Source organism: Micromonospora pisi, from assembly GCF_003633685.1.
In the GTDB taxonomy this organism is placed as follows: domain Bacteria; phylum Actinomycetota; class Actinomycetes; order Mycobacteriales; family Micromonosporaceae; genus Micromonospora_G; species Micromonospora_G pisi.
In genome coordinates, this window is the sequence record NZ_RBKT01000001.1 from 6,005,566 (window position 1) to 6,027,721 (window position 22,156).

Below are 22,156 nucleotides of genomic sequence, written 5' to 3' on the forward strand. Positions count from 1 at the left end.
CGTTGCGCTCCTTACGTTGATCGTGCCAGGATCAGCCGCGATGAGCAGCCTCACCGCCCCCGGCCCACCCGCGCCACCGGTCTCCTCGCGCCGGATCGCCCAGCTCGCCGTACCGGCCCTGGTCGTCCTCGCCGCCGAACCCCTCTACGTGCTGGTCGACACCGCCGTGGTGGGTCACCTCAATCGGGTGCCGCTGGCCGGGCTCGCGGTGGGCGGCACGGTCCTCACCCTGATCGTCTGGCTCGGCACGGTCACCGCCTACGGCACCACCGGCCGGTCCGCCCGCCGGTTCGGGGCTGGCGACCGGGCCGCAGCCGTCGCCGAGGGCGTACAGGCGTCGTGGCTGGCCCTCGGCGTCGGCGTACTGCTCCTGTTGCTGGCGCAGGTCGGCGCCACGCCGCTGGCCCGGCTCCTCGCCGGCGACGACCCCGAGGTGGCCGCCGCGGCCGCGCAGTGGCTGCGGATCGCCACCCTCGGAGCCCCCGGGTTGCTGCTCGCCGCCGCCGGCAACGGCTGGCTCCGGGGGGTGCAGGACACCCGTCGCCCGCTGTACTTCGTGCTCGGCCCGAACGTGCTCTCGGCCGCGCTCTGCCCACTGCTGGTCTACCCCGCCGGGCTCGGCCTCGCCGGCAGCGCGGTCGCGAACGTGGTCGCCCAGACCATCGGCGGTCTGCTCTTCGTCGGCGCGCTGGTCGCCGAGCGGGTGTCGCTGCGGCCCCGACCGAAGATGATCACCGATCAGCTCGTACTCGGTCGGGATCTGCTGGTCCGTGGCGCCGCCTTCCAGGTCAGTTTCCTGTCGGCCACCGCGGTGGCCGCCCGGTTCGGTGCCGCGTCGGTCGCCGCGCACCAGATCGCCCTGCAACTCTGGTTCTTCACCGCCCTCGCCCTGGACGCCCTGGCCATCGCCGCGCAGGCACTGGTCGGCGCCGCCCTCGGCGCCGGTGACGTGGCCGGGGCGCGGGCGATGGCCCGTCGGTTCGCCCTGACCGGCCTGGGTTGCGGGATCGTCTTCGCCCTGCTGGTCGCCGCCGGAACCCCGGTGGTGCCGTCCTGGTTCAGTGCCGACCCCCAGGTACGTGAACAGGCGCTGACCGCCTGGCCGTGGTTCGTCGCCATGCAGCCACTGGCCGGCGTCGTCTTCGCCCTGGACGGGGTCCTGATCGGCGCGGGCGACCTGCGGTTCCTGCGCAACCTCACCATCGTCGGCTCGGTCTGCGCCTTCCTGCCGGCGATCTGGTTGGCGTACGCGTTCGACCTGGGGCTCGGTGGCATCTGGGCCGGACTCTCGCTCTTCGTACTGGTACGCCTGGTCGGCCTGCTGCTCCGGCTGCGCTCCGGCGCCTGGGCGGTGGCCGGCGCCACCCGCTGAACGGCGCCCGGGCGGTGGGGGTGCCACCCGGGCAACGGCGCCCGGGCGGTGGCGGGTACGACCCGGCGTGGCCGGCCGGCCGGCGTCTGGCAGGCTTGGCGGTCGTGAGCGTGGACGGTCTGATCGTGGTGGACAAGCCGGGCGGCATGACGTCGCATGACGTGGTCGCACGGATCCGGAGGTTCGCCCGGACCCGGCGGGTCGGGCACGGCGGCACCCTGGATCCGATGGCGACCGGAGTGCTGGTGATCGGCGTCGGTCGGGCGACCCGGCTGCTGACGTACGTGATCGGGGCGGGCAAGCGCTACACCGCCACGATCCGGCTCGGCCAGTCGACCGTGACCGACGACGCCGAGGGGGACGTGGTCACCGAGAGCTCGGCCGTTGGGCTGACCGACGACGGGATCCGTGCGGGGTTGCTCCCGCTGACCGGTGAGATCGACCAGGTGCCGAGCGCGGTCAGTGCGATCAAGGTCAACGGGGAGCGGGCGTACAAGCGGGTCCGGGACGGGGAGGCGGTCACCCTCGCCGCCCGTCGGGTGACCATCTCCCGACTCGACCTGTTGGAGATCCGGCGACCCGCCCCCGACCTGGTCGACCTCGACGTCGACGTGACCTGCTCGTCCGGGACGTACATCCGGGCCATCGCCCGGGACCTGGGTGCCGCGCTCGGCGTCGGCGGGCACCTCACCGCGCTGCGCCGTACCGCCGTCGGGGGATTCGACCTGGCCGAGGCGGTGACCCTGGACGAGTTGGCCGAACGGGAACCGGACACCGTGGTCAACCTGCCGGTCGACGCGGCCGCCCGGCGGTTCTTCGCGTCCCGGCAGGCGGACGCGGCCGAGGCGAAGGTGCTCTCGCACGGTGGCCCGCTCGACCCGGCCGGCATCGTCGGGCCGTACGCGGTCTTCGACCCGGACGGCGGGTTGATCGCTATCGTCAGCGAACGGGACGGCCGGGCGCGGGCGGAGATCGTGCTCGCGCCGGCCTGACCGGGGGCGGGGTCGTCGACCGAGGGTCGCGGGCGTAGGAGCGGAAAGGGAAACGCATGCAGCGTTGGCGGGGGAACGACGGAGTGCCGGGCGGCTGGGGCCGGTCGGTGGTCACCATCGGTGTCTTCGACGGTGTCCACCAGGGGCATCAGGCGATCATCGGGTACGCGGTGAAGCGCGCCCGGAACCTCGGCGTGCAGTCGGTGGTGGTCACCTTCGATCCGCACCCCGCCGAGGTGGTGCGCCCCGGCTCGCATCCGGCGGTGCTGACCGAGCCGAGCCGGAAGGCTGAACTGATCGAGTCGCTCGGCGTCGACGTGCTCTGGGTGGTGCCGTTCACCCCCGACTTCTCCCGGCTGACCGCCGAGGCGTTCGTACACAACGTGCTGGTGGAGAACCTGCACGCCGCGCTGGTGGTGGTAGGGGAGAACTTCCGTTTCGGGCACCGGGCCGCCGGTGACGTGGTGCTGCTGGAACGGCTCGGCCGTACCTTCGGGTTCGGGGTGGAGGGGGCGCCGCTGGTCGCCGTTGACGACACGGTCTTCTCCTCGACGTACATCCGGGCCTGTGTCGCGGCCGGGGACGTGACCGCCGCGGCGGCCGCGCTCGGCCGCCCGCACCGGCTCGACGGTGTGGTGGTCCGGGGCGACCAGCGGGGGCGGGAGATCGGCTTTCCGACCGCCAACCTGCTCTGCCACCGTCACGCCGCGGTGCCGGCGGACGGGATCTACGCGGCCCGCTTGATCCGTCACCGGGGTCGCGCGGGCCACGCGCCGGAGGTCCTGCCGGCGGCGGTCTCGATCGGCACCAACCCGACCTTCAACGGTCGGGAACGGCGGATCGAGGCGTACGTGCTCGACTTCGAGGGCGACCTGTACGGGGAGCGGCTCGCGCTGGACTTCGTGGCCCGGTTGCGGGAGACCCGCCAGTACGACGGGGTCGAGCCGTTGGTGGCGCAGATGCACGAGGACGTCGCCCAGACCCGCCAGGTGCTCGGCTGAGCCGGCTGCGCCGCTGCCGCCGAGCCCTGCCCGTCCGGCGGGTGTGCCGGTTCCGGGCCTGATCACGGCGGGTCCGCACGGCCCTTCGGGGGGTTGACGGCCCACGGGCTGGTAATGTGGCGGAGACGTCGGGTCACCGACGAGGGTCCTCGCGCGCCTGCACGACGCCGCGGGAGCGAGGGTTACTACTGAAACCCACCAGAACAGGGAGAAAATGGCGCTCGATCAGGAAGCCAAGAGCAAGATCCGGCAGGAATACGCGACCGTCGAGGGCGACACCGGTTCGCCGGAGGTCCAGGTCGCGGTCCTCACCAAGCGCATCGCCGACCTCACCGAGCACCTGAAGGTGCACAAGCACGACCACCACAGCCGTCGTGGTCTGCTGCTGCTGGTCGGCCGTCGTCGCCGGCTGCTCAACTACATGCAGAAGAAGGACATCAGCCGCTACCGGACGCTCATCGAGCGGCTCGGCCTGCGGAGGTGACTGAGCGGGGGAGTGGTGCACGGCCGGGTCGAACCCGGCGACGCCCGCTCCCCCGACCCGTCACCAACGAATAACCGGGGCCAGCGCGACCACCCAGCGGGAGCGGGTCGGCACCGGTCCTCGGTAGTGGCCCCCGGGCGCCCGGCACGAGCCGGCACCCCGGGCGCTTCGATCGAAGACCGGCCGTTCGAACAGTTCCCCGATGCCTTCCGGGCGTGCGCCGGGACGTACCGACGCACCGGGCGGTCGTGAGCCCCACGACCGAAGGAGTGCAACACACTCATGACCGAGCAGAACAAACTCGGCAACGAGCAGAGCAAGGCCGTGATCGACAACGGTGCGTTCGGCACCCGTGAGATCACTTTCTCCACCGGCCGGCTGGCCCGCCAGGCCGCCGGATCCGTACTCGCCCAGCTCGGCGAGACGGTGGTTCTCTCCACCACCACCGCGGGCAAGCAGCCCAAGGAGCAGTTCGACTTCTTCCCGCTCACCGTCGACGTCGAGGAGCGGATGTACGCCGCGGGCCGGATCCCCGGCTCGTTCTTCCGCCGCGAGGGTCGCCCGAGCGAGGACGCGATCCTCACCTGCCGCCTGATCGACCGGCCGCTGCGCCCGTCCTTCGTCAAGGGGCTGCGCAACGAGGTCCAGGTCGTCGAGACCGTGCTCGCGCTCGACCCGCAGCACCCGTACGACGTCGTCGCGATCAACGCGGCGTCGCTCTCCACCAAGCTCTCCGGGCTGCCGTTCTCCGGCCCGATCGGGGCGACCCGGATGGCCCACATCGACGGCCAGTGGGTTGCCTTCCCGACCCACGAGGAGCTGGCCCGGGCCACCTTCGACATGGTCGTGGCCGGCCGCACGCTGCCGGACGGCGACGTCGCCATCATGATGGTCGAGGCCGAGGCGACCGAGCACACCGTGGCGCTCGTCGCCGGCGGTGCGATCGCCCCGACCGAGGAGGTCGTGGCGAGCGGCCTGGAGGCCGCCAAGCCGGCCATCCGCGAACTGTGCCGCGCGCAGAGCGAGCTGGCCGAGGTCGCGGCGAAGCCGGTGGCCGAGTTCCCGGTGTTCCTGGACTACGCCGACGACGTCTTCACCGCCGTTGCCGCCGTGGCCCGCGGTGAGGTCGCCGAGGCGCTCCGGATCGCTCCGAAGGCCGAGCGTGAGGAAGCCCTGGACCGGATCAAGGACCGGGTACGCGAGCAGCTCGCCGCCGACTACGAGGGGCGCGAGCGTGAGATCAGCGCCGCCTTCCGGTCGCTGACCAAGTCCGAGGTGCGGGCCCGGGTGCTGCGCGAGCAGGTCCGGATCGACGGCCGTGGACCGCGCGACATCCGGCCGCTGACCGCCGAGATCCAGGTGCTGCCCCGGGTGCACGGTTCGGCGCTGTTCGAGCGCGGCGAGACGCAGATCCTCGGCGTCACCACGCTCAACATGCTCCGGATGGAGCAGGCGCTGGACACCCTCTCCCCGGAGAAGTCCAAGCGCTACATGCACAACTACAACTTCCCGCCGTACTCGACCGGTGAGACCGGCCGGGTCGGTGCGCCGAAGCGCCGCGAGATCGGCCACGGGGCGTTGGCCGAGCGGGCCCTCATCCCGGTGCTGCCCGCGCGGGAGGAGTTCCCGTACGCCATCCGTCAGGTCTCCGAGGCGCTCGGCTCGAACGGCTCGACCAGCATGGGTTCGGTCTGCGCGTCCACCCTGGCGCTGCTCAGCGCCGGTGTGCCGCTCAAGGCGCCGGTCGCCGGCATCGCGATGGGCCTGATCTCGGACGAGGTCGACGGCAAGACCCAGTACGTGACGCTGACCGACATCCTCGGAGCCGAGGACGCCTTCGGTGACATGGACTTCAAGGTCGCCGGTACGCCGGAGTTCGTCACGGCGCTGCAACTCGACACCAAGCTCGACGGCATCCCGTCGGACGTGCTGGCCGCCGCGTTGCAGCAGGCGAACGAGGCCCGCACCAAGATCCTCGACGTGATGCAGGCGGCGATCGAGGGTCCGGCCACCATGTCGGACTACGCGCCTCGGGTCACCACGGTGAAGATCCCGGTCGACAAGATCGGCATGGTGATCGGGCCGAAGGGCCAGACCATCAACGCGATCCAGGACGAGACCGGCGCCGAGATCTCGATCGAGGACGACGGCACGATCTACGTCGGCGCGACCAACGGCCCGTCGGCCGAGGCCGCGGTGGAGCGGATCAACGCGATCGCGAACCCGACGCTGCCGAAGGTCGGGGACAAGTTCCTCGGCACCGTGGTGAAGACCGCCGCGTTCGGCGCCTTCGTCTCGTTGCTGCCCGGCCGCGACGGCCTGCTGCACATCTCGAAGGTCGGCGATGGCAAGCGGGTCGAGCGGGTCGAGGACTTCCTGAACGTCGGCGACAAGGTCGAGGTGTCGATCGCCGACATCGACGCCCGCGGCAAGATCTACCTGGACAAGGTGCGGCCCGAGGGCGAAGAGGAGCCGGCCGACGCCGGTGCCGAGCGTCCGGCCACCCGTGACCGGGGCGACCGGGGCCCGCGTGACCGCGGCGACCGGGACCGCGCCGACCGGGGCCCGAGCCGCGGTGACAGCGGCGAGGGCGGCGGCGAGGGTGGTGGCGGCGAACGTCGTCGCCGCGACCGCCGCAGCTGATCCACAGGTTCAACCGGGCCGTGTCCTGTCGATCACCTCGATCGGCAGGGCACGGCCTGTCCATCTCCGTCAAACTAGGAGCCCTGGCCTCTTGAAGCGGGATACGCAACCACCATCTCTGCTGACCGGGCGGGGCCACCGCCGGCCCGCCGACGTACCCGGCTCGGGCACCGCGCACCGGGCGGTGACCCGTACGCTCAGCGCCGACCCGTTGGGTGGCACCGTGCGTCGTACCGTCCTGCCGAGCGGGCTGCGTGTCCTCACCGAGGCGATCCCGACGGTGCGCAGCGTCTCGTTCGGCATCTGGGTGGGGGTCGGTTCCCGGGACGAGACCGGGGCCTCCTCCGGTGTCTCGCACTTCCTGGAGCACCTGCTCTTCAAGGGCACCAACAAGCGGGGCGCGCTGGAGATCTCGGCCGAGATCGAGGCGGTGGGCGGCGAGACGAACGCCTTCACCACCAAGGAGTACACCTGCTACTACGCCCGGGTGCTCGACCAGGACCTGCCGCTCGCCATCGACGTCATGTGCGACCTGGTCGCCGACTCGGTGCTCGATCCCGCAGACGTGGAGACCGAGCGTGGGGTGATCCTCGAAGAGATCGCCATGCATGACGACGAGCCCGGTGACGAGGTGCACGACCTCTTCGCCACCGCCATCTACGGCGACCACCCGCTCGGCCGGCTGATCTCGGGTACCGAGGAGACCATCTCCCCGATGACCCGCCGGCAGATCCAGAGCTTCTACAAGCGGCGTTACACCGCGCCGAACATCGTGATCGCCGCCGCCGGCAATCTCGACCACGCGGCCGTGGTCAAGCTGGTCCGCCAGGCGCTGCGGGGCACTCCGCTGGACACCCCGGCGGCGGAGCCGGCGGCACCCCGGGCGGCCACGCCCGCGGCGCGGACCAGGGCCGGTCGTACCGTGGTCGAGCACAAGGAGAGCGAGCAGGCGCACGTGGTGCTCGGCAGCGCGGGCATCGGCCGGGTCGACGAGCGGCGGTTCGCGCTCGGCGTACTCAACAACGTGCTCGGCGGCGGCATGTCCAGCCGGCTCTTCCAGGAGATCCGCGAACAGCGGGGACTGGCCTACTCGGTCTACTCCTACGCCAGCCAGTACGCCGACAGCGGCCTCTTCGCCGTCTACGCCGGCTGCGCGCCGGGCAAGGTCGAGGAGGTGCTCGGACTGGTCCGCGCGGAGCTGGCGACGGTTGCCGCGCAGGGTGTCACCGAGGGTGAGCTGGCCCGGGGCAAGGGCATGGCGAAGGGCTCGTACGTGCTCGGCCTGGAGGACACCGGTTCCCGGATGAGCCGGCTGGCCAAGGGCGAGCTGCTCTACGGCGACCTGCTCTCGGTCGACCAGCTGCTGGCCCGGGTCGACGCGGTGACCGCCGAGGAGGTCAACACGCTCGCCGCCGACCTGCTCGCCCGGCCGATGTCGCTCGCGGTCGTCGGCCCGTTCGGCGAGGACGACTTCACCACGCCTGTTGCCTGAGCGGGTGAGCGGGCGCCCGGCGTACGGGCGGCCTGGGACGTCCCGGGATGTGCCCACGTCGGGTGGGATAGGTTGTGCCCCGTGAGTGACGGACTTGAAGCACTGGCCGAGACGTCGACGGAGCCGCTCCGGGTCGGGGTGCTGGGCGCCCGGGGCCGGATGGGCATCGAGGTGTGCAAGGCGGTCGACGCCGCCGACGACCTCGAACTGGTAGCGATGATCGACCAGGGTGACTGGCTGTTCAACGCCTCGGACGCCGGTGCCGAGGTGGTCGTCGACTTCACCACCCCCGACGTGGTGATGGACAACCTGCACTGGTGTGTCGACCAGGGGATCAGCGTTGTCGTCGGCACCAGCGGCTTCACCGAGCAGCGGCTCGAACGGGTGCGTACCTGGCTGTCGCACAAGCCGGGGGTCGGTGTGGTCATCGCGCCGAACTTCGGCATCGGCGCGGTGCTGATGATGCAGTTCGCCGCGCGCGCGGCCCGGTACTTCGAGTCGGCCGAGGTGATCGAGCAGCACCACCCGAAGAAGCTCGACGCGCCGAGCGGTACCGCCACGCACACCGCGCGGTTGATCGCCCAGGCACGGGCCGAGGCCGGTCTGGCCGGGATGCCCGACGCGACCAAGGACGAGGTGCCGGGTGCGCGCGGGGCCGACATCGACGGGGTACGGGTGCACGCGGTCCGCGCCACCGGCCTGGTCGCGCACCAGGAGGTGCTCTTCGGTACGACCGGCGAGACGCTGACCATCCGGCACGACTCGTACGACCGGGCGTCGTTCATGCCGGGCGTGCTGCTCGCCGTCCGGTCGGTGACCCGCCGTCCGGGTCTCACCATCGGTCTGGACGCCCTGCTCGACTGAGCGGTAGGAAGGCCAGCCACTCTTTCCGTACGTCCGCTGTCCCGGCCCCGGTCGACCCGGTGCCGGGACAGCGCTCGTTCGCGTGCCTACTGCTCCCGTACGAGCGTGAGGCCGGCGGGGAGCCCGGTGACGGTGGCGGCACCGGTCCGGTCCACCTGGACGTCGACCGGGGTGCCGGCGATCCGGAGCCGCTGGGCGTCGACCGCGCCGAGTGGGGCACCGGCCAGCGGGCGGAGCCGTACCGTGCCGGCGGGCACGTCCGGGTAGAGCCCGACCGCCGCCTGGAGCAGCGCGACCGCGGCGGTCGCGGCCCATGCCTGCGGTTGGCAGGCCGCCGGGTACGGCACCGGCCGGCCGACGGTGGCCCGGTCGTCGCCGCCGAACAGTTCCGGCAGCCGGTAGTCGAACGCCTCGGCGGCGCTGAGCAGTCCCTCGGCGAGTTCCGCCGCCGGGGCGGTGAATCCCTCCCGGGCCAGGCCGGCGATGACGATGGCGGTGTCGTGGGACCAGATCGAGCCGCAGTGGTAGGAGAGCGGGCTGAAGCCGCCGTCCCGCGCGGACATGGTGCGCAGCCCGTATCCGCCGGCCAGACCGGGGGTGGCCAGGGCCTCGGCGACCTGGGCGGATTCCGCCGGGGTGAGCAGTCCGGTGCCGAGCAGGTGGCCGATGTTGCTGGTCAACGCGTCGACGGGGCGTTTGTCGCGGTCCAGCGCCAGGGCGGGGTGTGGGCCGTCGGGGCCGTCGACCCAGAACCGGCTGCGGAACCGTTGCGCGAGGGTGTCGGCGTAGTCGAGCCAGCGGTCGGCGCCGGGCCGGCCGAAGGCGTTGAGCAGGGCGGCGCCGTTTGTCGCCGCCTGGTACGCGTAACCCTGCACCTCGGCGAGGGCGATCGGGGCCTGGGCGAGGGAGCCGTCCCGGAACCGGACCGAGTCGAAGGAGTCCTTCCAGCCCTGGTTGGCCAGTCCCCGGCCGCTGGTGTCGACGTACTCGACGAATCCGTCTCCGTCGGCGTCGGCGTGTTCGGCGAGCCAGCGTAGCGCTGCCTCCAGGTGCGGTAGCAGGTCGGTGACCTGGTCCTCGGCGAGTCCCCAGCGCCAGGCGTCGTGCAGCAGGCTGACCCAGAGCATGGTCGCGTCGACCGTGCCGTAGTAGGCGGCGGGCAGTCGTAGGCCGTCGCCGACCACGGTGAACTCGTGCCGGCGCAGCTCGTGCATGATCTTGCCGGGGGCCTCGCCGGAGTCGGGGTCGATCCGGGTGCCCTGCCGGCGGGCGAGCACCCGGAGCGTGCTGGCCGCCAGGTCGGTGCCGAGCGGCAGCATCATCCTGGCCGCCCAGAGGCTGTCCCGGCCGAACAGGGTGAGGAACCAGGGCACCCCGGCGCCGAGGAAGACATCGTGCGGGGCGGCGGTTTCGGCGAGCCGCAGTCCGCGCAGGTCGTTGAGGGAGCGGTCGAGCAGCCGGGTGAGGCGCCGGTCGTCGGCGCGTACCTCCGGGCGGGACCAGGCGGGTTCGGCCGGCGGGGTGACAACCACGGCCCGTGGGTCGTCGACCAGCAGCCGCCAGCGCAGCACCGTCGAGGTGCGCGGTGCCAGCCGTACCGGCCAGGAGAGCCGGGCGAACCCGTCGACCACTGTGGCGTCCTCGCCGGTGACCACGACGGTGGTTCCGTCGGCGGACCAGGTGAGCTGGCCCGGTTCGCCGCTCTTCGGTTCCAGGTCGGTGGTGGCGCCGCCGGATTTGACCACCTCGATCGGGGCCAGGTCGCAGCCGAGGTCCAGGGTGATCTCCGCCTGGACCGGTGCGGTGGCGGTGGAGGCGACGTGGATCTCCTCGACGAGTCCGCGCGGGGTCATCCGGCGGATCCGGTCGATCCGTACGGTCGGGTCGGGGGTGGGGTCGCCGAGCCAGCGGATCAGGGAGACGAACCGGGCGCCGTGGGGTCCGTCGGTGTGGTGGCTGATCGCCTCGGGCTCACGGCCGTCGACGAGCAGCTCGGCGCGGGCGAGGACGCGGGCGTCGGCGTGGAACACGCCCTGTACGCCGGCTGGCCGGATCTGGCCGTCGGGGGCGCTCAGCGTGCTGGTGGGAGCCAGGACGACGCCGACGAGGTCGTGCAGCAACGGTTGCAGGTGGCGGTTGGCGTTGGTCACGAGCGGCTCCTGAGCGGGGCGGGGCTGAGCGGGGGCGGTGCGGGGGGAGGGGCTTGACGAACCCTTGACAGATCGTTGTGGGCGGTGCAACATGCGAAACATTCCAGAAACTTGAACGATCCAATAATGCCCCATCAGAGTTTGAACGTTCAAGACGGGAGGAGGGATTTATGGCGCAGAAAGTGACGATCGCGACGGTGGCCCGCCAGGCCGGGGTCAGTCGTCAGACCGTCTCGAACGTGATCCACACTCCCGAGATCGTCCGCGAGGAGACCCGGGAGCGGGTCCGGGCGGCGATCACGGCCCTCGGCTACCGGGCAAGTCAGGCGGCCCGGCAGATGCGTACCGGCCGGTCCCAACTGATCGCGGTCCGGATCGAGCCGACCCGCGACGGGATCAACGGCTCCGTGCTCGACCGCTTCCTGCACGGGCTCACCGAGGCGGCCGGCGAGGCCGGCTACCGGGTGATGCTCTACACCGCCACGGACGCGGCGAACGAGATCGCCACCTACGACGACCTGCTCGGCGCGTACGACCTGGACGCGTTCGTGCTCACCGGCACCGACCACGGAGACGTACGGACCGCCTGGCTGGCCGAGCGGAAGGTGCCCTTCGTCACCTTCGGTCGGTCCTGGGACGCGCCGGAACGCTATCCCTGGGTCGACGTCGACGGTGCCGCCGGCACCGCTGCCGCCACCGCCCATCTAGTTACACAAGGTCACCAACGGATAGCCTTCATTGGCTGGCCGGCGGGTTCCGGGGTGGGTGACAACCGCCGTGCTGGCTGGGCGTCGGCCGTCTCGGCGACCGGTGTCGATCCGGCCGAGCTCAATCGGGAGACGCCGGACGGTATTACGCAGGGTGAGGAGGTGGCCCGCCAGTTGCTGGAGCTGAAGCTGCCGCCGACCGCCCTGGTCTGCGCCAGCGACTCACTGGCGCTCGGCGCCCTCCAGGCGGTACGGGACCGGGGAGCAGCCGTAGCGGTCACCGGCTTCGACGACACCCCGGTCGCCCAGGCGATCGGACTGACCAGTGTCAGTCAGCCACTGGCCCAGGCCGCGGCGAGCTGCGTCGACCTGCTCGCCGCCGTGCTCGACGGGGGCGGTGTGGACGGCGCCGGCGACCCGGGTGGCGGCCCCGCCCAGGTGCTGCTCACGCCGTCGCTGGTGGTCCGGCAGTCAGGCTGACCGCCGGCCCGGTGTCGACACCCTGGCCTACTCGGGCCACGCCGATCGGCTCCACCGGCGGCAGACCGCACCGACAAGTTCGTACCGCACTGACAAGTCGTACTTCGCACCAGGAGTAATCCCACCCCCACCAGGAGAGATCGAGATGGCACCACGATTCATCCGGCGTACGGCCGTGGCGGGCATCGCCGCGGCGACCCTGTTCAGCGCCTCCGCCTGCGGCGGCGGCTTCGACGACGGCGGGTCCGAGAGCCCCCAGAGCAGCGGGCCGGCCTCGTTGCAGATCCTGATCGGGTCGTCCGGCGCGGCCGAGACCAAGGCGGTACAGGACGCGGCTGCCGCGTGGGCCAGCGGTTCCGGTAACACCGCGACCGTCACCCCGGCACAGGACCTCACCCAGCAGCTCGGGCAGGCACTCGCCGGGGGCACCCCGCCGGACGTCTTCTACGTCGACGCCGGTCGTTTCGCCGACTACGCCAGCGTCGGGGCGCTCGAACCGTACGGGGAAAAGCTCTCCGACAAGGACGACTTCTACGACAGCCTGCGGACCACCTTCACCTACGACGGCAAGTTCTACTGCGCGCCGAAGGACTTCTCCACCCTGGCCCTGGAGATCAACACCGAACAGTGGACCAAGGCCGGGTTGACCGACGCCGACATCCCGACCACCTGGGAGCAGCTCACCGCCACCGCGCAGAAGATCAAGGCGAAGGGGATCGTCCCGCTCGTGATCGGCGACACCCGGGACCGGGTCGGCGCGTTCCTCACCCAGGCGGGCGGCTGGATCACCAGCGCCGACGGCAAGCAGGCGACCGCCGACAGCCCGGAGAACCTCCAGGCCCTGGAGTACGTCAAGAGCCTGCTCGCGGGTGGGCTCGCGCAGTACCCGAAGCAGCTCGACGCCGGCTGGGCCGGCGAGGCGTTCGGCAAGGGCAAGGTGGCGATGACGATCGAGGGCAACTGGATCAAGGGCGGCCTGCAGAACGACTACCCGAACGTCAAGTACTCGGTGCACCCGCTGCCGGCGGGCCCGAAGGGCAAGGGCACGCTCTCCTTCACCAACTGCTGGGGCATCGCCGCCAAGAGCAAGTACAAGGACCAGGCGATCAAGTTCGTCGAGGCGATGACCAGCGTCGACCAGCAGATGACCTTCGCCAAGGCGTTCGGTGTGATGCCGTCGCGTGAGTCGGCCCGGGACCAGTACACCCAGGCGTTCCCGGCCGACAAGCCGTTCATCGACGGCGCCGATTACGCCCACGGCCCGGTGAACGCCCCGAAGATGGACAGCGTCCTGGCCGACTTCGACGCCCAGCTCTCGGCTCTGGCCAGCACCGACCCGAAGACCATCCTGCAGAACCTGCAGAAGAACACCGCGGCCAACCTCGCCGGCTGAGCCCGAAGGAAGGGCCCCTTGTTATCGGATTCCGTTGTACAAGGGGCCCTTCCTTACCACCCGCAGTGAATTTCCCACCCCGAAAAGCAGTGAATTTCCCACCCCGAAAAGAGGAAGCATGGCTTCCGGAGTGCTGGCCACCTCCAGCCGCCCCGACGAATCCGGCCGCCCCGACGAATCCGGCCGATCCGGTCGGCGGGGTCGTCCCCGCGGCGGTACGCGTGGTGGTATCCGTGGCAACGAGCGGATCGCCGGCTGGGTCTTCGTCGCCCCGGTCGTGGTGATCCTCGGTCTGTTCCTGCTGCTGCCGATTCTGATGGCCTTCTGGGTGAGCCTGACCTCCTGGAACGGCCAGGGCAGCCCGTTCACCGGCAAGGTCCCGTTTGTCGGCGTGGACAACTACGCCCACCTCTTCACCCAGGACGGGTTGGCCCGCCGGGACTTCATGACCTCGATGCGGAACAACCTGTACTACGTGGCGATCGTCGTACCGGTGCAGACCGCGCTCGCCCTCGGCCTCGCGCTCGTGGTGAACCACCGGATGCTCAAGGGCAAGTCGTTCTTCCGGACCGCGTTCTACTTTCCGTCGGTGACCAGTTCGGTCGCGATCAGCGTGGTCTTCCTCTTCCTGTTCGCGAACTCCGGGGCGATCAACGGGCTGCTCGGCATCTTCGGGATCAACGGGCCGCAGTGGTTCTCCGACTCCCGGGGCGTGCTGCACCTCTTCCTCGGGCTGTTCGGGGTGGACCAGCCGCCGGCCGCGCTCACCGCAGGTGGGCCGTTCGGCCTCAGTTGGTGGGACTGGCTGGCCGGGCCGAGCGTGGCGCTGACCGCGATCATCGCGCTGGTCGTCTGGACCACCTCGGGCACCTTCATGCTGATGTTCCTCGCCGCGCTCCAGGGGGTGCCGGTGGCGTTGGAGGAGGCGAGCGTGCTGGACGGCACGAGTCGCTGGCAGCGGCTGCGCTACCTGACCCTGCCGATGATCAGGCCCACCCTCTTCCTGGTGCTGACCCTCGGCCTGATCGGGTCGTGGCAGGTCTTCGACCAGATCTACGTGATGAGCCAGGGCAATCCGGCCAAGACCACGCTCACCCCGGCCTACCTTTCGTACCGCACCGCGTTCCGGGACTTCGACTACGGCAACGGCGCGGCGATCTCCTTCGTCCTGTTCCTGATCATCATCGTGCTGACCCTGGCGCAGCGGCGGTTGATGCGCGACCGGGACTCGGTTCGCTCGCACCGCTGGTTCCGCCGGTCCGAACGGAGTTCGTGAAATGGCCGTCGTGACCGAACCGCCCCGGGAACGTACGCCGGCAGGAGCCGTCGCCCCCGGGCGCCGTACGCCGCGCACCCTGGCGACCAGCTTCGTCGGGTACGCCATCCTGATCTTCTTCGCGCTGGTCTTCCTCTACCCGTTCGTGATCCAGACGGCGAGTTCGTTCAAGAGCGAGCCGGACGCGGCGGCGAACCCGCTCTCCCCGGTGCCCCACCCGGTGCGGTGGGATGGCTTCCAGCACATCTTCGAGGGGACCAACTTCCCGCTCTGGCTGGGCAACTCGCTGCTGGTCACGGTCGTGGTCACGATCGGCCGGATCTTTCTCGACTCGCTCGCCGGTTACGCCCTGGCCCGACTGCGGTTCCCGGGCCGGTCGGGGGTCTTCGCCGCCGTGGTGGCGGTGATGGCCGTTCCCGGGGTGGTGCTGCTGATCCCGAAGTTCCTGGTGCTGAACCAGTTCGGCATCTACAACACGTACACGGCGCTGATCGTGCCGTTGCTGGTGGACGCCGCCGGGGTCTTCATCATGAAACAGTTCTTCGAGTCGGTGCCGGTCAGCGTCGAGGAGGCGGCCCGGATCGACGGCGCGGGGGTGTTCCGTACGTTCTGGTCCGTGGTGCTGCCGAGCGCCCGGCCGGCCCTGATCACGCTGACCATCCTCTCCTTCCAGGGCTCCTGGAACGAGTTTCCGCACACCCTGGTCGCGGTCCAGGACCCGAGCCTGTTCACCCTGCCGCGTGGGCTCGCCGACCTGGTCAGCGGCTCGCTCGGGGTGGGTACGCAGTACCCGTTGAAGCTCGGCGCCGCGCTGCTCGCCACCATCCCGGTGGCGATCATCTTCGTGGTCTTCCAGCGCTACTTCGTCCGCGACGCCAACCAGGGCGCCGACAAGGGCTGACCGACCGGTACGGGCCCCGAAGTCAGCGGTTCACCCAGCCGGCGTCGGGGTCCCGTTCAGCTGGTGGCGGGACCCGACACGGCGTCGGGGTCCGGGGCGGCGTCGGGGTCCGGGGCGGCGCCGACGGCCACGTGCAGGCGCAACTGGGGCACCAGCATGTCGTCCACGTCCAGCGCCCGGCTCGCCCCGTCCGGCTCCCAACCGGTGCTGGTCAGGAACGCCCGGGTTGCCGGGTCGCCGTCGAAGGCCCAGGCGACCGCCGTACCGAAGCCGTCCTCACGCCACAGGTCGACGCTGGCCGCCAGCAACCGACTGCCGTGCCCTCGACGGCCCCAGCGTGGCTCGACCAGCAGGTCGGTCACCGCGACCACCTCCGGGCCGAGGGCGTCCGCTGGTTCGTCCGGGGCGAGGGACTGCTCGTCCGCCGGTCCGGATGCGGCAAAACCCACCAGATACGATTGTTCGGCCTGCTCGATCGCGACCAGCACCCGATGCTGACCGGACGGCGGTGCCTCGATCGCGGCGCTCCACCGCTTGCCGAGCCACCCCTCGTCCAACCGTTCGAGCACGTGCTTGGGGAGCAACCGGCGATAGGCGACCCGCCAGGTCGCGAGCTGAATGCGTGCGATTTCGGCGGCGTCGGATGGACGCGCCGGGCGGACGTACCCGAGAGCCATGAACGGTGAGCGTACGGACGCGAGGGAGACGACGGTGGCGCAGGGTGCCTTCCGGCAGACCCGGTACCAGGTGCTCTTCGTGATCGCGTTGGCGGTGCTGGTCGCCGCCTTCCTCTCGGTCGCGGCGGTCGGGCACGGTTTCTTCGACCTGAAGGTCTACTCCGGTGCCCTGCACTACTGGGCCCGTGAGGGAGGCGAGATCTACGACTGGCTGAAGCCGAACAGCAAGTACGGCTTCACCTATCCGCCGTTCGCGGCGCTGCTGATGCTCCCGCTCGCGTACCTGCCGTTCCTCCTCTCGACGGTGCTCAGCGTGGCCCTCACCGCCCTGGTCAGCGTGCTGCTGCTCTGGTGGCTGGTCGACCCCGTCGCCCGCCGGACGGGCTGGACCCGTTGGTTCGCGCTGGCGGTGGCGGTCTGCCTGGCGGCGGCGTTCGAGCCGATGCGTGAGACGGTCGACTTCGGTCAGGTCAACATGCTGCTGCTGGTGCTGGTCGCGGCCGACCTGCTCTGGCTGGTCCGCCCCGGGTACGCGGCACCGGGGCAGGTCGTGCCCGGCCACGCGCTGCCGGGACGTCCACCGGTCGGCCGGCGGGACCCGGCCCGCTACCGGCGCTGGGCCGGGGTGGGGATCGGCCTCGCCACCGCGATCAAGCTCACCCCGGGCATCTTCATCGTCTACCTGCTGGTGACCGGCCGGTGGCGGGCGGCCGTGACGGCGAGCGGTACCGCCGCCGTGGCCACGCTGATCGCGGCGGCGGTGGCGCCCGACGCCTCCCGTGAGTTCTGGACCACCGCGCTCTGGGACACCGACCGGGTGGGCGAGTTGGCGTTCATCTCCAATCAGTCACTTCAGGGTGTGGTTGCCCGGCTCGATCCGGCCGACCCGAGCGCCCTGGCCTGGCTGGTGCTGGTGGTCGCCGCGCTGGTGGTCTGGGCCTGGCGGGTGCGGTCTGCGGTCGCCGCCGGGGACGAGGTGGCCGGGTTGGCGTTGACCGGGGTGCTCGGCGCGTTGGTCAGCCCGGTGACCTGGGTGCACCACCTGGTCTGGCTGATCCCGGCGCTGGTGCTGGTGGTCGACCACGGGGTCGCCGCGTCCGTCGGCAGCCGCCGGCGACGTGGCCTGCTGGCCTTCGCGATCATCGCGTACGGGGTGCTCTGCAGCCGCCTGGTCTGGCTCTGGGAGCACGACTCCACCGGTGTGGGCGGCTTCCTCGGCAGCAACGCCTACGTCTGGGTCAGCATCGCCCTGCTGGTCGGGATGCCGATCGGCAACCGGTTCCGGTCGGCCGCACCGGCTCGCCCGACACCGGAGGCCGGGCCCGGTGCGGTGGCCGGCGGTGGACCCGGATCAGGGCGCACCGAGGCGGGTGGCGTAGCGGAGCTCGATCAGCCCGAGCGGCGGCCGTCCCCCGGTCCGGTGGATCTCGTACGTCGACCGCTCGCCGTCGGTGACTAGTCCGGCCCGTTCGTAGAAGCGGCGGGCCCGTTCGTTCTCCGCCAGCACCCAGAGCCGGATGTCCCGCCAGCCCCGTCCGGTCAGCCCGGTCAGCCCGGCGCTCATCAGCTCCCGGCCGACCCCGGTACCCCAGTGCGCCGGGTCGACGTACATGGTGAGGATCTCGCCGTACGTGTGGTCGAGGTCGTCCCGGTCCTGGTTGTTGCGGTACGGCCCGAAGGTGGTGAAGCCGATCACCGTGCCGTCCCGTTCCGCCAACAGGGTGGTGAACGGGTGGTCCGGTTCGGCGGTGCCGACGTCGCGTCGCCGCTGCGCCCACGCCTGGATGTTCAGCCGGGCCAGCACCTCATCCGGCATGATCCCCGCGTACCCGGCCTGCCAGGTGCGTACGTGCACGCTCGCCACCGCCTCGGCGTCGGCGGGTTCCTCGGGTCGGATGGTCAGCACGTCTCCGTTCTAACCCCTGCCGGGCGGCGAGTCCAGCTCATCCGCCCCCGCCGCCGCCGTGTTAGGAAGGGGCCCTTGTACTACCGAAAGCGATAACAGGGGGCCCTTCCTTTCCCGGGGTGTGTCGGAGGGGTGGTTAGGGTTCCGGGGTGGGTGTTTCGGAATCTTTGTCGTTGGGGCAGGCTCGGCGGGTGGCGCTTGCCGCCCAGGGGTTCGCCGATCCCATGCCGACCGGTGTGCCGACCCTGCGCCATCTGCGTCGGGTGCTCGACCGGGTCGGGCTGATCCAGATGGACTCGGTCAACGTGTTGCAGCGTGCCCACTACCTGCCGCTCTACAGCCGGCTCGGCCCCTATCCGACCGGCCTGCTGGACCGGGCCGCCTATCAGCCGCCCCGGGAGTTGTTCGAATACTGGGGGCACGAGGCGTCGCTGGTTCCGGTCGACCTGCACCCGGCGCTGCGCTGGCGGATGGCGGCGGCCCGGGACGAGGCCTGGGGCGGGATGCGCCGGATCGCGCAGGAGCAGCCGCAGTTGGTCGCCTGGGTCCGCGACGAGGTACGTGACCGAGGGCCGCTGACCGCCGCCGAGATCGAGCACGACGCACCCCGGCAGACCGGCAACTGGGGCTGGAACTGGTCGGAGGTGAAGCGGGCGCTGGAGTTCCTGTTCTGGGCCGGTGAGGTTGCCGCGGCCAGCCGGACCAACTCCTTCGCCCGCCGCTACGACCTGCCCGAGCGGGTGCTGCCCCCGGCGGTGGTGGGGGCGCCGACGCCGGCTCCGGCGGACGCGTACCGGCGGTTGGTGTCGATCGCCGCCCGGTCGCTTGGCGTGGCCGCCGAACCGGAGCTGCGGGACTACTTCCGGTTGCCGGTGGCGGCGGCGCGGGTGGCGGTGGCCGAACTGGTCGAGGCGGGCGAGCTGCGCCCGGTGGCGGTGCAGGGCTGGCGCGCGCCGGCGTACCTGCACGCCGAGGCCCGGGTGCCCCGGTGGATCCGGGCCAGCACCCTGGTCAGCCCCTTCGACCCGCTGATCTGGGAGCGGGCCCGGACCGAGCGGTTGTTCGACCTCAGCTACCGGATCGAGATCTACGTTCCGGCGCCGCAGCGGGTGTACGGCTACTACGTGCTGCCGTTCCTGCAGGGGGAGCGGTTCACCGCCCGGGTCGACCTGAAGGCCGACCGGAAGGCCGGTGTGCTGCTGGTGCCGGCGGCCTGGTTGGAGCCGGGGGCCGATCCGGCGGACACCGCCGTGGCGCTCGCGGCCGAGCTGCGCCGGCTTGCCGGCTGGCTCAACCTGAGTGCGGTGGCGCCGCCCGTCGCGGGAGATCTTGCCGGCCCGCTCGCCGCCGCGTTGGCAAGCACCATCGGTGTACGGTGAGTTCGGCCGATGCGACGAGTGGGGTGGCGATGACGAGCGCCGGTGGATCGACGATGCCGCCCGCCGAGCCTGCCTTTCCGGGGGAAGTCGCGCCGCATCCGGGGGAGCCGGTCTACGAGGTGGCGCGGCCCGACCGGATCACCCGTTTCTTCGATCGGATCGCCACCCGGTCCCCGCGCTGGCTGGCCCCGATCGCCCTGCTCGCCTGCTTCGGTGGCGCGGTCGGTTACACCCTCTACGCCGACCCCACCCGCAGCGCCCCGGACGCGGCTCCGACCTGCCTGCTGAAGTTGACCACCGGTCTCGACTGTCCCGGCTGCGGCGGCACCCGCGCGTTCTGGTATCTGCTCCACGGCGACCTACCGGCCGCCGCCCGGCACCACATCCTCTTTGTCTTCGCCGTCCCCTTTGTTGTCTACCTCTACGTGGCCTGGGCCTCGAAGCAGCTCTTCGGTTGGCGGCTGCCCCGGTTGACCGTGGGGCCGATGGCGATCGGGGTGTTCCTCGGCGCCTGGATGGCATTTTCGGTGCTGCGCAACCTGCCCTGGGCCCCGTTCACCTGGTTCTACGTCTGACCCGCCGGCCCCATCCGCCACTGCTGTAGCCGGGGCAACTAGAGTCCCTGGAATGCCGGAAATCGTGTCGCCGCAGGTCAAGCTCATCGCGTGGACTCAGTTCGAGGCGCCGGAGGAGGTGCCCTGGTCCACCGACGCGGACGGCGGCCAGGCGCTCGCCGAGTTCGCCGGCCGGGCCTGCTACCAGTCCTGGCGCAAGCCCAACCCGGCTACCGCGACGAACGCCGGTTATCTCGCCCACATCCTCGAGGTCGGCCACCTCTCCGTGCTGGAGCACGGCAGCGTGACGTTCTACTTCACCGGGGTGTCCCGGTCGTTCACCCACGAGCTGATCCGGCACCGGCACTTCTCGTACTCGCAGCTCTCCCAGCGTTACGTCCCGGAGCGGGACGCCGCGGTGGTGGCGCCGGCGGCCATCGCCGAGGACCCGGAGCTGCACAAGCGGTTCGTCGAGGCGACCGAGGCGAGCGTACGGGCGTACAACGACCTGTTGGAGGGGCTGGAGCAGCGCTTCGCCGACGTGGAGAACCCGACGCTGCGGCGCAAGCAGGCCCGGCAGGCGGCGCGTGCGGTGCTGCCGAACGCCACCGAGACCAGGATCGTCGTCACCGGCAACTACCGCGCCTGGCGGCATTTCGTGGCGATGCGTGCCACCGAGCATGCGGATGTGGAGATTCGCGAGCTGGCGGTGGAATGCCTCCGGCAGCTCCAGCGGGTGGCACCGAACGTCTTCGCCGACTTCACCATCAGCACCCTGCCCGACGGCAGTGAGGTGGCGGCCAGTCCGTACGCCCAGCAGTCCTGAACGTGGGTCGGCAGCGGGGACGGGACCGAGCAGCGACTTCCCCGGTGGCCGGGGGTTGGGCGTCCGATAGGTTAGCGGTATGACGCACGACCACCCTGCCGCCGCCGACCGGGCGGTATCCCGTCCCTTCGGGCGACTGCTCACGGCCATGGTCACGCCGTTCACCCCGGACGGCTCGCTGGACCTCGACGGCGCGGCCCGGCTCGCCACCTATCTGGTGGACGAGCAGGCCAACGACGCTCTCGTGATCAGTGGCACCACCGGCGAGTCGCCCACCACCACCGACGCGGAGAAGGAACAGCTGCTGCGCGCGGTGGTGGAGGCCGTCGGCGACCGCGCGAAGGTGGTCGCCGGGGTCGGCACCAACGACACCCGGCACACCATCGAGCTGGCCGTCTCGGCCGAGAAGGCCGGCGCGCACGGTCTGCTGGTGGTGACGCCGTACTACAGCAAGCCGCCCCAGTCGGGGCTGCTGCGGCACTTCACCTCGGTCGCGGACGCCACCGGGTTGCCGGTGATGCTCTACGACATCCCGCATCGCAGCGGGGTGCCGATCGCCACCGAGACGCTGGTGCGGTTGGCCGAGCATGACCGGATTGTCGGTGTCAAGGACGCGAAGGGCGATCTGACCGCGACCTCCTGGGTGACCAGCCGGACGGACCTGGCCGTCTACTCCGGCGAGGACTCGCTCACCCTGGCTTCGCTCGCGGTCGGCGGGGTCGGTCTGGTCGGCACCTCCACACACTTCACCGGTGCGCTGGCGAAGCAGATGATCGAGGCGTACGACCGCGGCGACAACGCGACGGCGCTGCTCCTGCACCGCCGGTTGCTGCCGCTGTTTACCGGCATCTTCCGGACCCAGGGCACCATCCTGGTGAAGGCGGGCCTCGCCGCGTCGGGTCGGCCGGCCGGTCCGGTCCGGCCGCCGCTGGTCGACGCGACCGAGGCGGAGCTGGCGCAGCTCCGGGTCGACTGTGCGGACGCCGGTCTGGAGTTGCCGGCATGAGTGGGTCAGTCAGTAAGGTCGGCGACATGGGCAAGTTGAACAGTGAGGCGGCG

The 22,156-nt window shown here is 71.1% G+C and carries 19 protein-coding genes; 16 read left to right on the forward strand and 3 right to left on the reverse strand.

Going from position 1 to position 22,156, the window contains the following annotated elements; genetic code table 11:
* Positions 1-40 precede the first annotated feature (40 nt).
* From BDK92_RS25770 to dapB, 7 genes are all read left to right on the forward strand, one after another.
* Positions 41-1,372, forward strand: coding sequence for an MATE family efflux transporter (locus BDK92_RS25770; protein ID WP_121159025.1), 1,332 nt, complete (start codon positions 41-43; stop codon positions 1,370-1,372).
* A gap of 104 nt (positions 1,373-1,476) precedes the next feature.
* Positions 1,477-2,364, forward strand: a complete 888-nt coding sequence (truB, locus tag BDK92_RS25775) for a tRNA pseudouridine(55) synthase TruB (RefSeq protein WP_121162576.1) — start codon at positions 1,477-1,479, stop codon at positions 2,362-2,364.
* A 56-nt stretch (positions 2,365-2,420) separates the two neighbouring features.
* Entirely contained in the window at positions 2,421-3,365 is a 945-nt protein-coding gene (locus BDK92_RS25780) for a bifunctional riboflavin kinase/FAD synthetase (protein ID WP_121159026.1), read from the forward strand.
* A 214-nt stretch (positions 3,366-3,579) separates the two neighbouring features.
* On the forward strand, positions 3,580-3,849 hold the full coding sequence (gene rpsO, locus BDK92_RS25785; RefSeq protein WP_121159027.1) for a 30S ribosomal protein S15: 270 nt from the start codon (positions 3,580-3,582) through the stop codon (positions 3,847-3,849).
* A gap of 282 nt (positions 3,850-4,131) precedes the next feature.
* The gene (locus BDK92_RS25790) at positions 4,132-6,492 is read left to right on the forward strand and encodes a polyribonucleotide nucleotidyltransferase (protein ID WP_121159028.1); all 2,361 of its coding nucleotides are present in this window, start codon (positions 4,132-4,134) and stop codon (positions 6,490-6,492) included.
* 121 nt (positions 6,493-6,613) lie between these two features.
* Positions 6,614-7,984, forward strand: a complete 1,371-nt coding sequence (locus tag BDK92_RS25795) for a M16 family metallopeptidase (RefSeq protein ID WP_425462317.1) — start codon at positions 6,614-6,616, stop codon at positions 7,982-7,984.
* A 102-nt stretch (positions 7,985-8,086) separates the two neighbouring features.
* Complete coding sequence (gene dapB, locus BDK92_RS25800; RefSeq protein ID WP_281278701.1) at positions 8,087-8,848, forward strand: 4-hydroxy-tetrahydrodipicolinate reductase; 762 nt, start codon at positions 8,087-8,089, stop codon at positions 8,846-8,848.
* A gap of 86 nt (positions 8,849-8,934) precedes the next feature.
* Here dapB and BDK92_RS25805 read toward each other — a convergent pair whose 3' ends face one another.
* Positions 8,935-10,998 carry an amylo-alpha-1,6-glucosidase gene (locus BDK92_RS25805; RefSeq protein ID WP_246017244.1) on the reverse strand — a complete coding sequence of 688 codons (2,064 nt, stop codon included), beginning with the start codon at positions 10,996-10,998 and terminating at the stop codon, positions 8,935-8,937.
* A 170-nt stretch (positions 10,999-11,168) separates the two neighbouring features.
* On the opposite strand from BDK92_RS25805, the gene BDK92_RS25810 reads away from it, so the two are divergent.
* The 4 genes from BDK92_RS25810 (at position 11,169) to BDK92_RS25825 (ending at position 15,755) form a co-directional block, all read left to right on the forward strand.
* Positions 11,169-12,185, forward strand: a complete 1,017-nt coding sequence (locus BDK92_RS25810; RefSeq protein WP_121159030.1) for a LacI family DNA-binding transcriptional regulator — start codon at positions 11,169-11,171, stop codon at positions 12,183-12,185.
* Positions 12,186-12,330: 145 nt separating this feature from the next.
* Positions 12,331-13,578, forward strand: coding sequence for a sugar ABC transporter substrate-binding protein (locus BDK92_RS25815; protein WP_121159031.1), 1,248 nt, complete (start codon positions 12,331-12,333; stop codon positions 13,576-13,578).
* A 118-nt stretch (positions 13,579-13,696) separates the two neighbouring features.
* Positions 13,697-14,854, forward strand: a complete 1,158-nt coding sequence (locus BDK92_RS25820) for a carbohydrate ABC transporter permease (RefSeq protein WP_121159032.1) — start codon at positions 13,697-13,699, stop codon at positions 14,852-14,854.
* Position 14,855: 1 nt separating this feature from the next.
* The gene (locus BDK92_RS25825; RefSeq protein WP_121159033.1) at positions 14,856-15,755 is read left to right on the forward strand and encodes a carbohydrate ABC transporter permease; all 900 of its coding nucleotides are present in this window, start codon (positions 14,856-14,858) and stop codon (positions 15,753-15,755) included.
* A gap of 56 nt (positions 15,756-15,811) precedes the next feature.
* Here the strand turns inward: BDK92_RS25825 and BDK92_RS25830 are convergent, their stop codons facing one another.
* Positions 15,812-16,432 (reverse strand): GNAT family N-acetyltransferase, encoded by a 621-nt coding sequence (locus BDK92_RS25830; protein ID WP_121159034.1) that lies wholly within the window; start codon positions 16,430-16,432, stop codon positions 15,812-15,814.
* Positions 16,433-16,466: 34 nt separating this feature from the next.
* On the opposite strand from BDK92_RS25830, the gene BDK92_RS25835 reads away from it, so the two are divergent.
* The gene (locus BDK92_RS25835) at positions 16,467-17,891 is read left to right on the forward strand and encodes a glycosyltransferase 87 family protein (protein WP_121162579.1); all 1,425 of its coding nucleotides are present in this window, start codon (positions 16,467-16,469) and stop codon (positions 17,889-17,891) included.
* On the opposite strand, the gene BDK92_RS25840 is transcribed toward BDK92_RS25835, so the two are convergent.
* Complete coding sequence (locus BDK92_RS25840) at positions 17,784-18,338, reverse strand: GNAT family N-acetyltransferase (RefSeq protein WP_121159035.1); 555 nt, start codon at positions 18,336-18,338, stop codon at positions 17,784-17,786. The two genes, BDK92_RS25835 and BDK92_RS25840, sit on opposite strands and share 108 nt — an antisense overlap.
* Positions 18,339-18,487: 149 nt before the next feature.
* Here BDK92_RS25840 and BDK92_RS25845 point away from each other — a divergent pair, with 149 nt between their 5' ends.
* The 4 genes from BDK92_RS25845 to dapA all read left to right on the forward strand — a co-directional run bounded on the left by BDK92_RS25845 (position 18,488) and on the right by dapA (position 22,103).
* The gene (locus tag BDK92_RS25845) at positions 18,488-19,717 is read left to right on the forward strand and encodes a winged helix-turn-helix domain-containing protein (RefSeq protein ID WP_121159036.1); all 1,230 of its coding nucleotides are present in this window, start codon (positions 18,488-18,490) and stop codon (positions 19,715-19,717) included.
* A gap of 29 nt (positions 19,718-19,746) precedes the next feature.
* Entirely contained in the window at positions 19,747-20,292 is a 546-nt protein-coding gene (locus BDK92_RS25850; RefSeq protein WP_121162580.1) for a DUF2752 domain-containing protein, read from the forward strand.
* 52 nt (positions 20,293-20,344) lie between these two features.
* Positions 20,345-21,097: an FAD-dependent thymidylate synthase gene (gene thyX, locus BDK92_RS25855; protein WP_211349371.1), complete on the forward strand. Its 753-nt coding sequence runs from the start codon at positions 20,345-20,347 to the stop codon at positions 21,095-21,097.
* Positions 21,098-21,176: 79 nt separating this feature from the next.
* The gene (dapA, locus tag BDK92_RS25860; protein ID WP_121159037.1) at positions 21,177-22,103 is read left to right on the forward strand and encodes a 4-hydroxy-tetrahydrodipicolinate synthase; all 927 of its coding nucleotides are present in this window, start codon (positions 21,177-21,179) and stop codon (positions 22,101-22,103) included.
* Positions 22,104-22,156 lie beyond the last annotated feature (53 nt).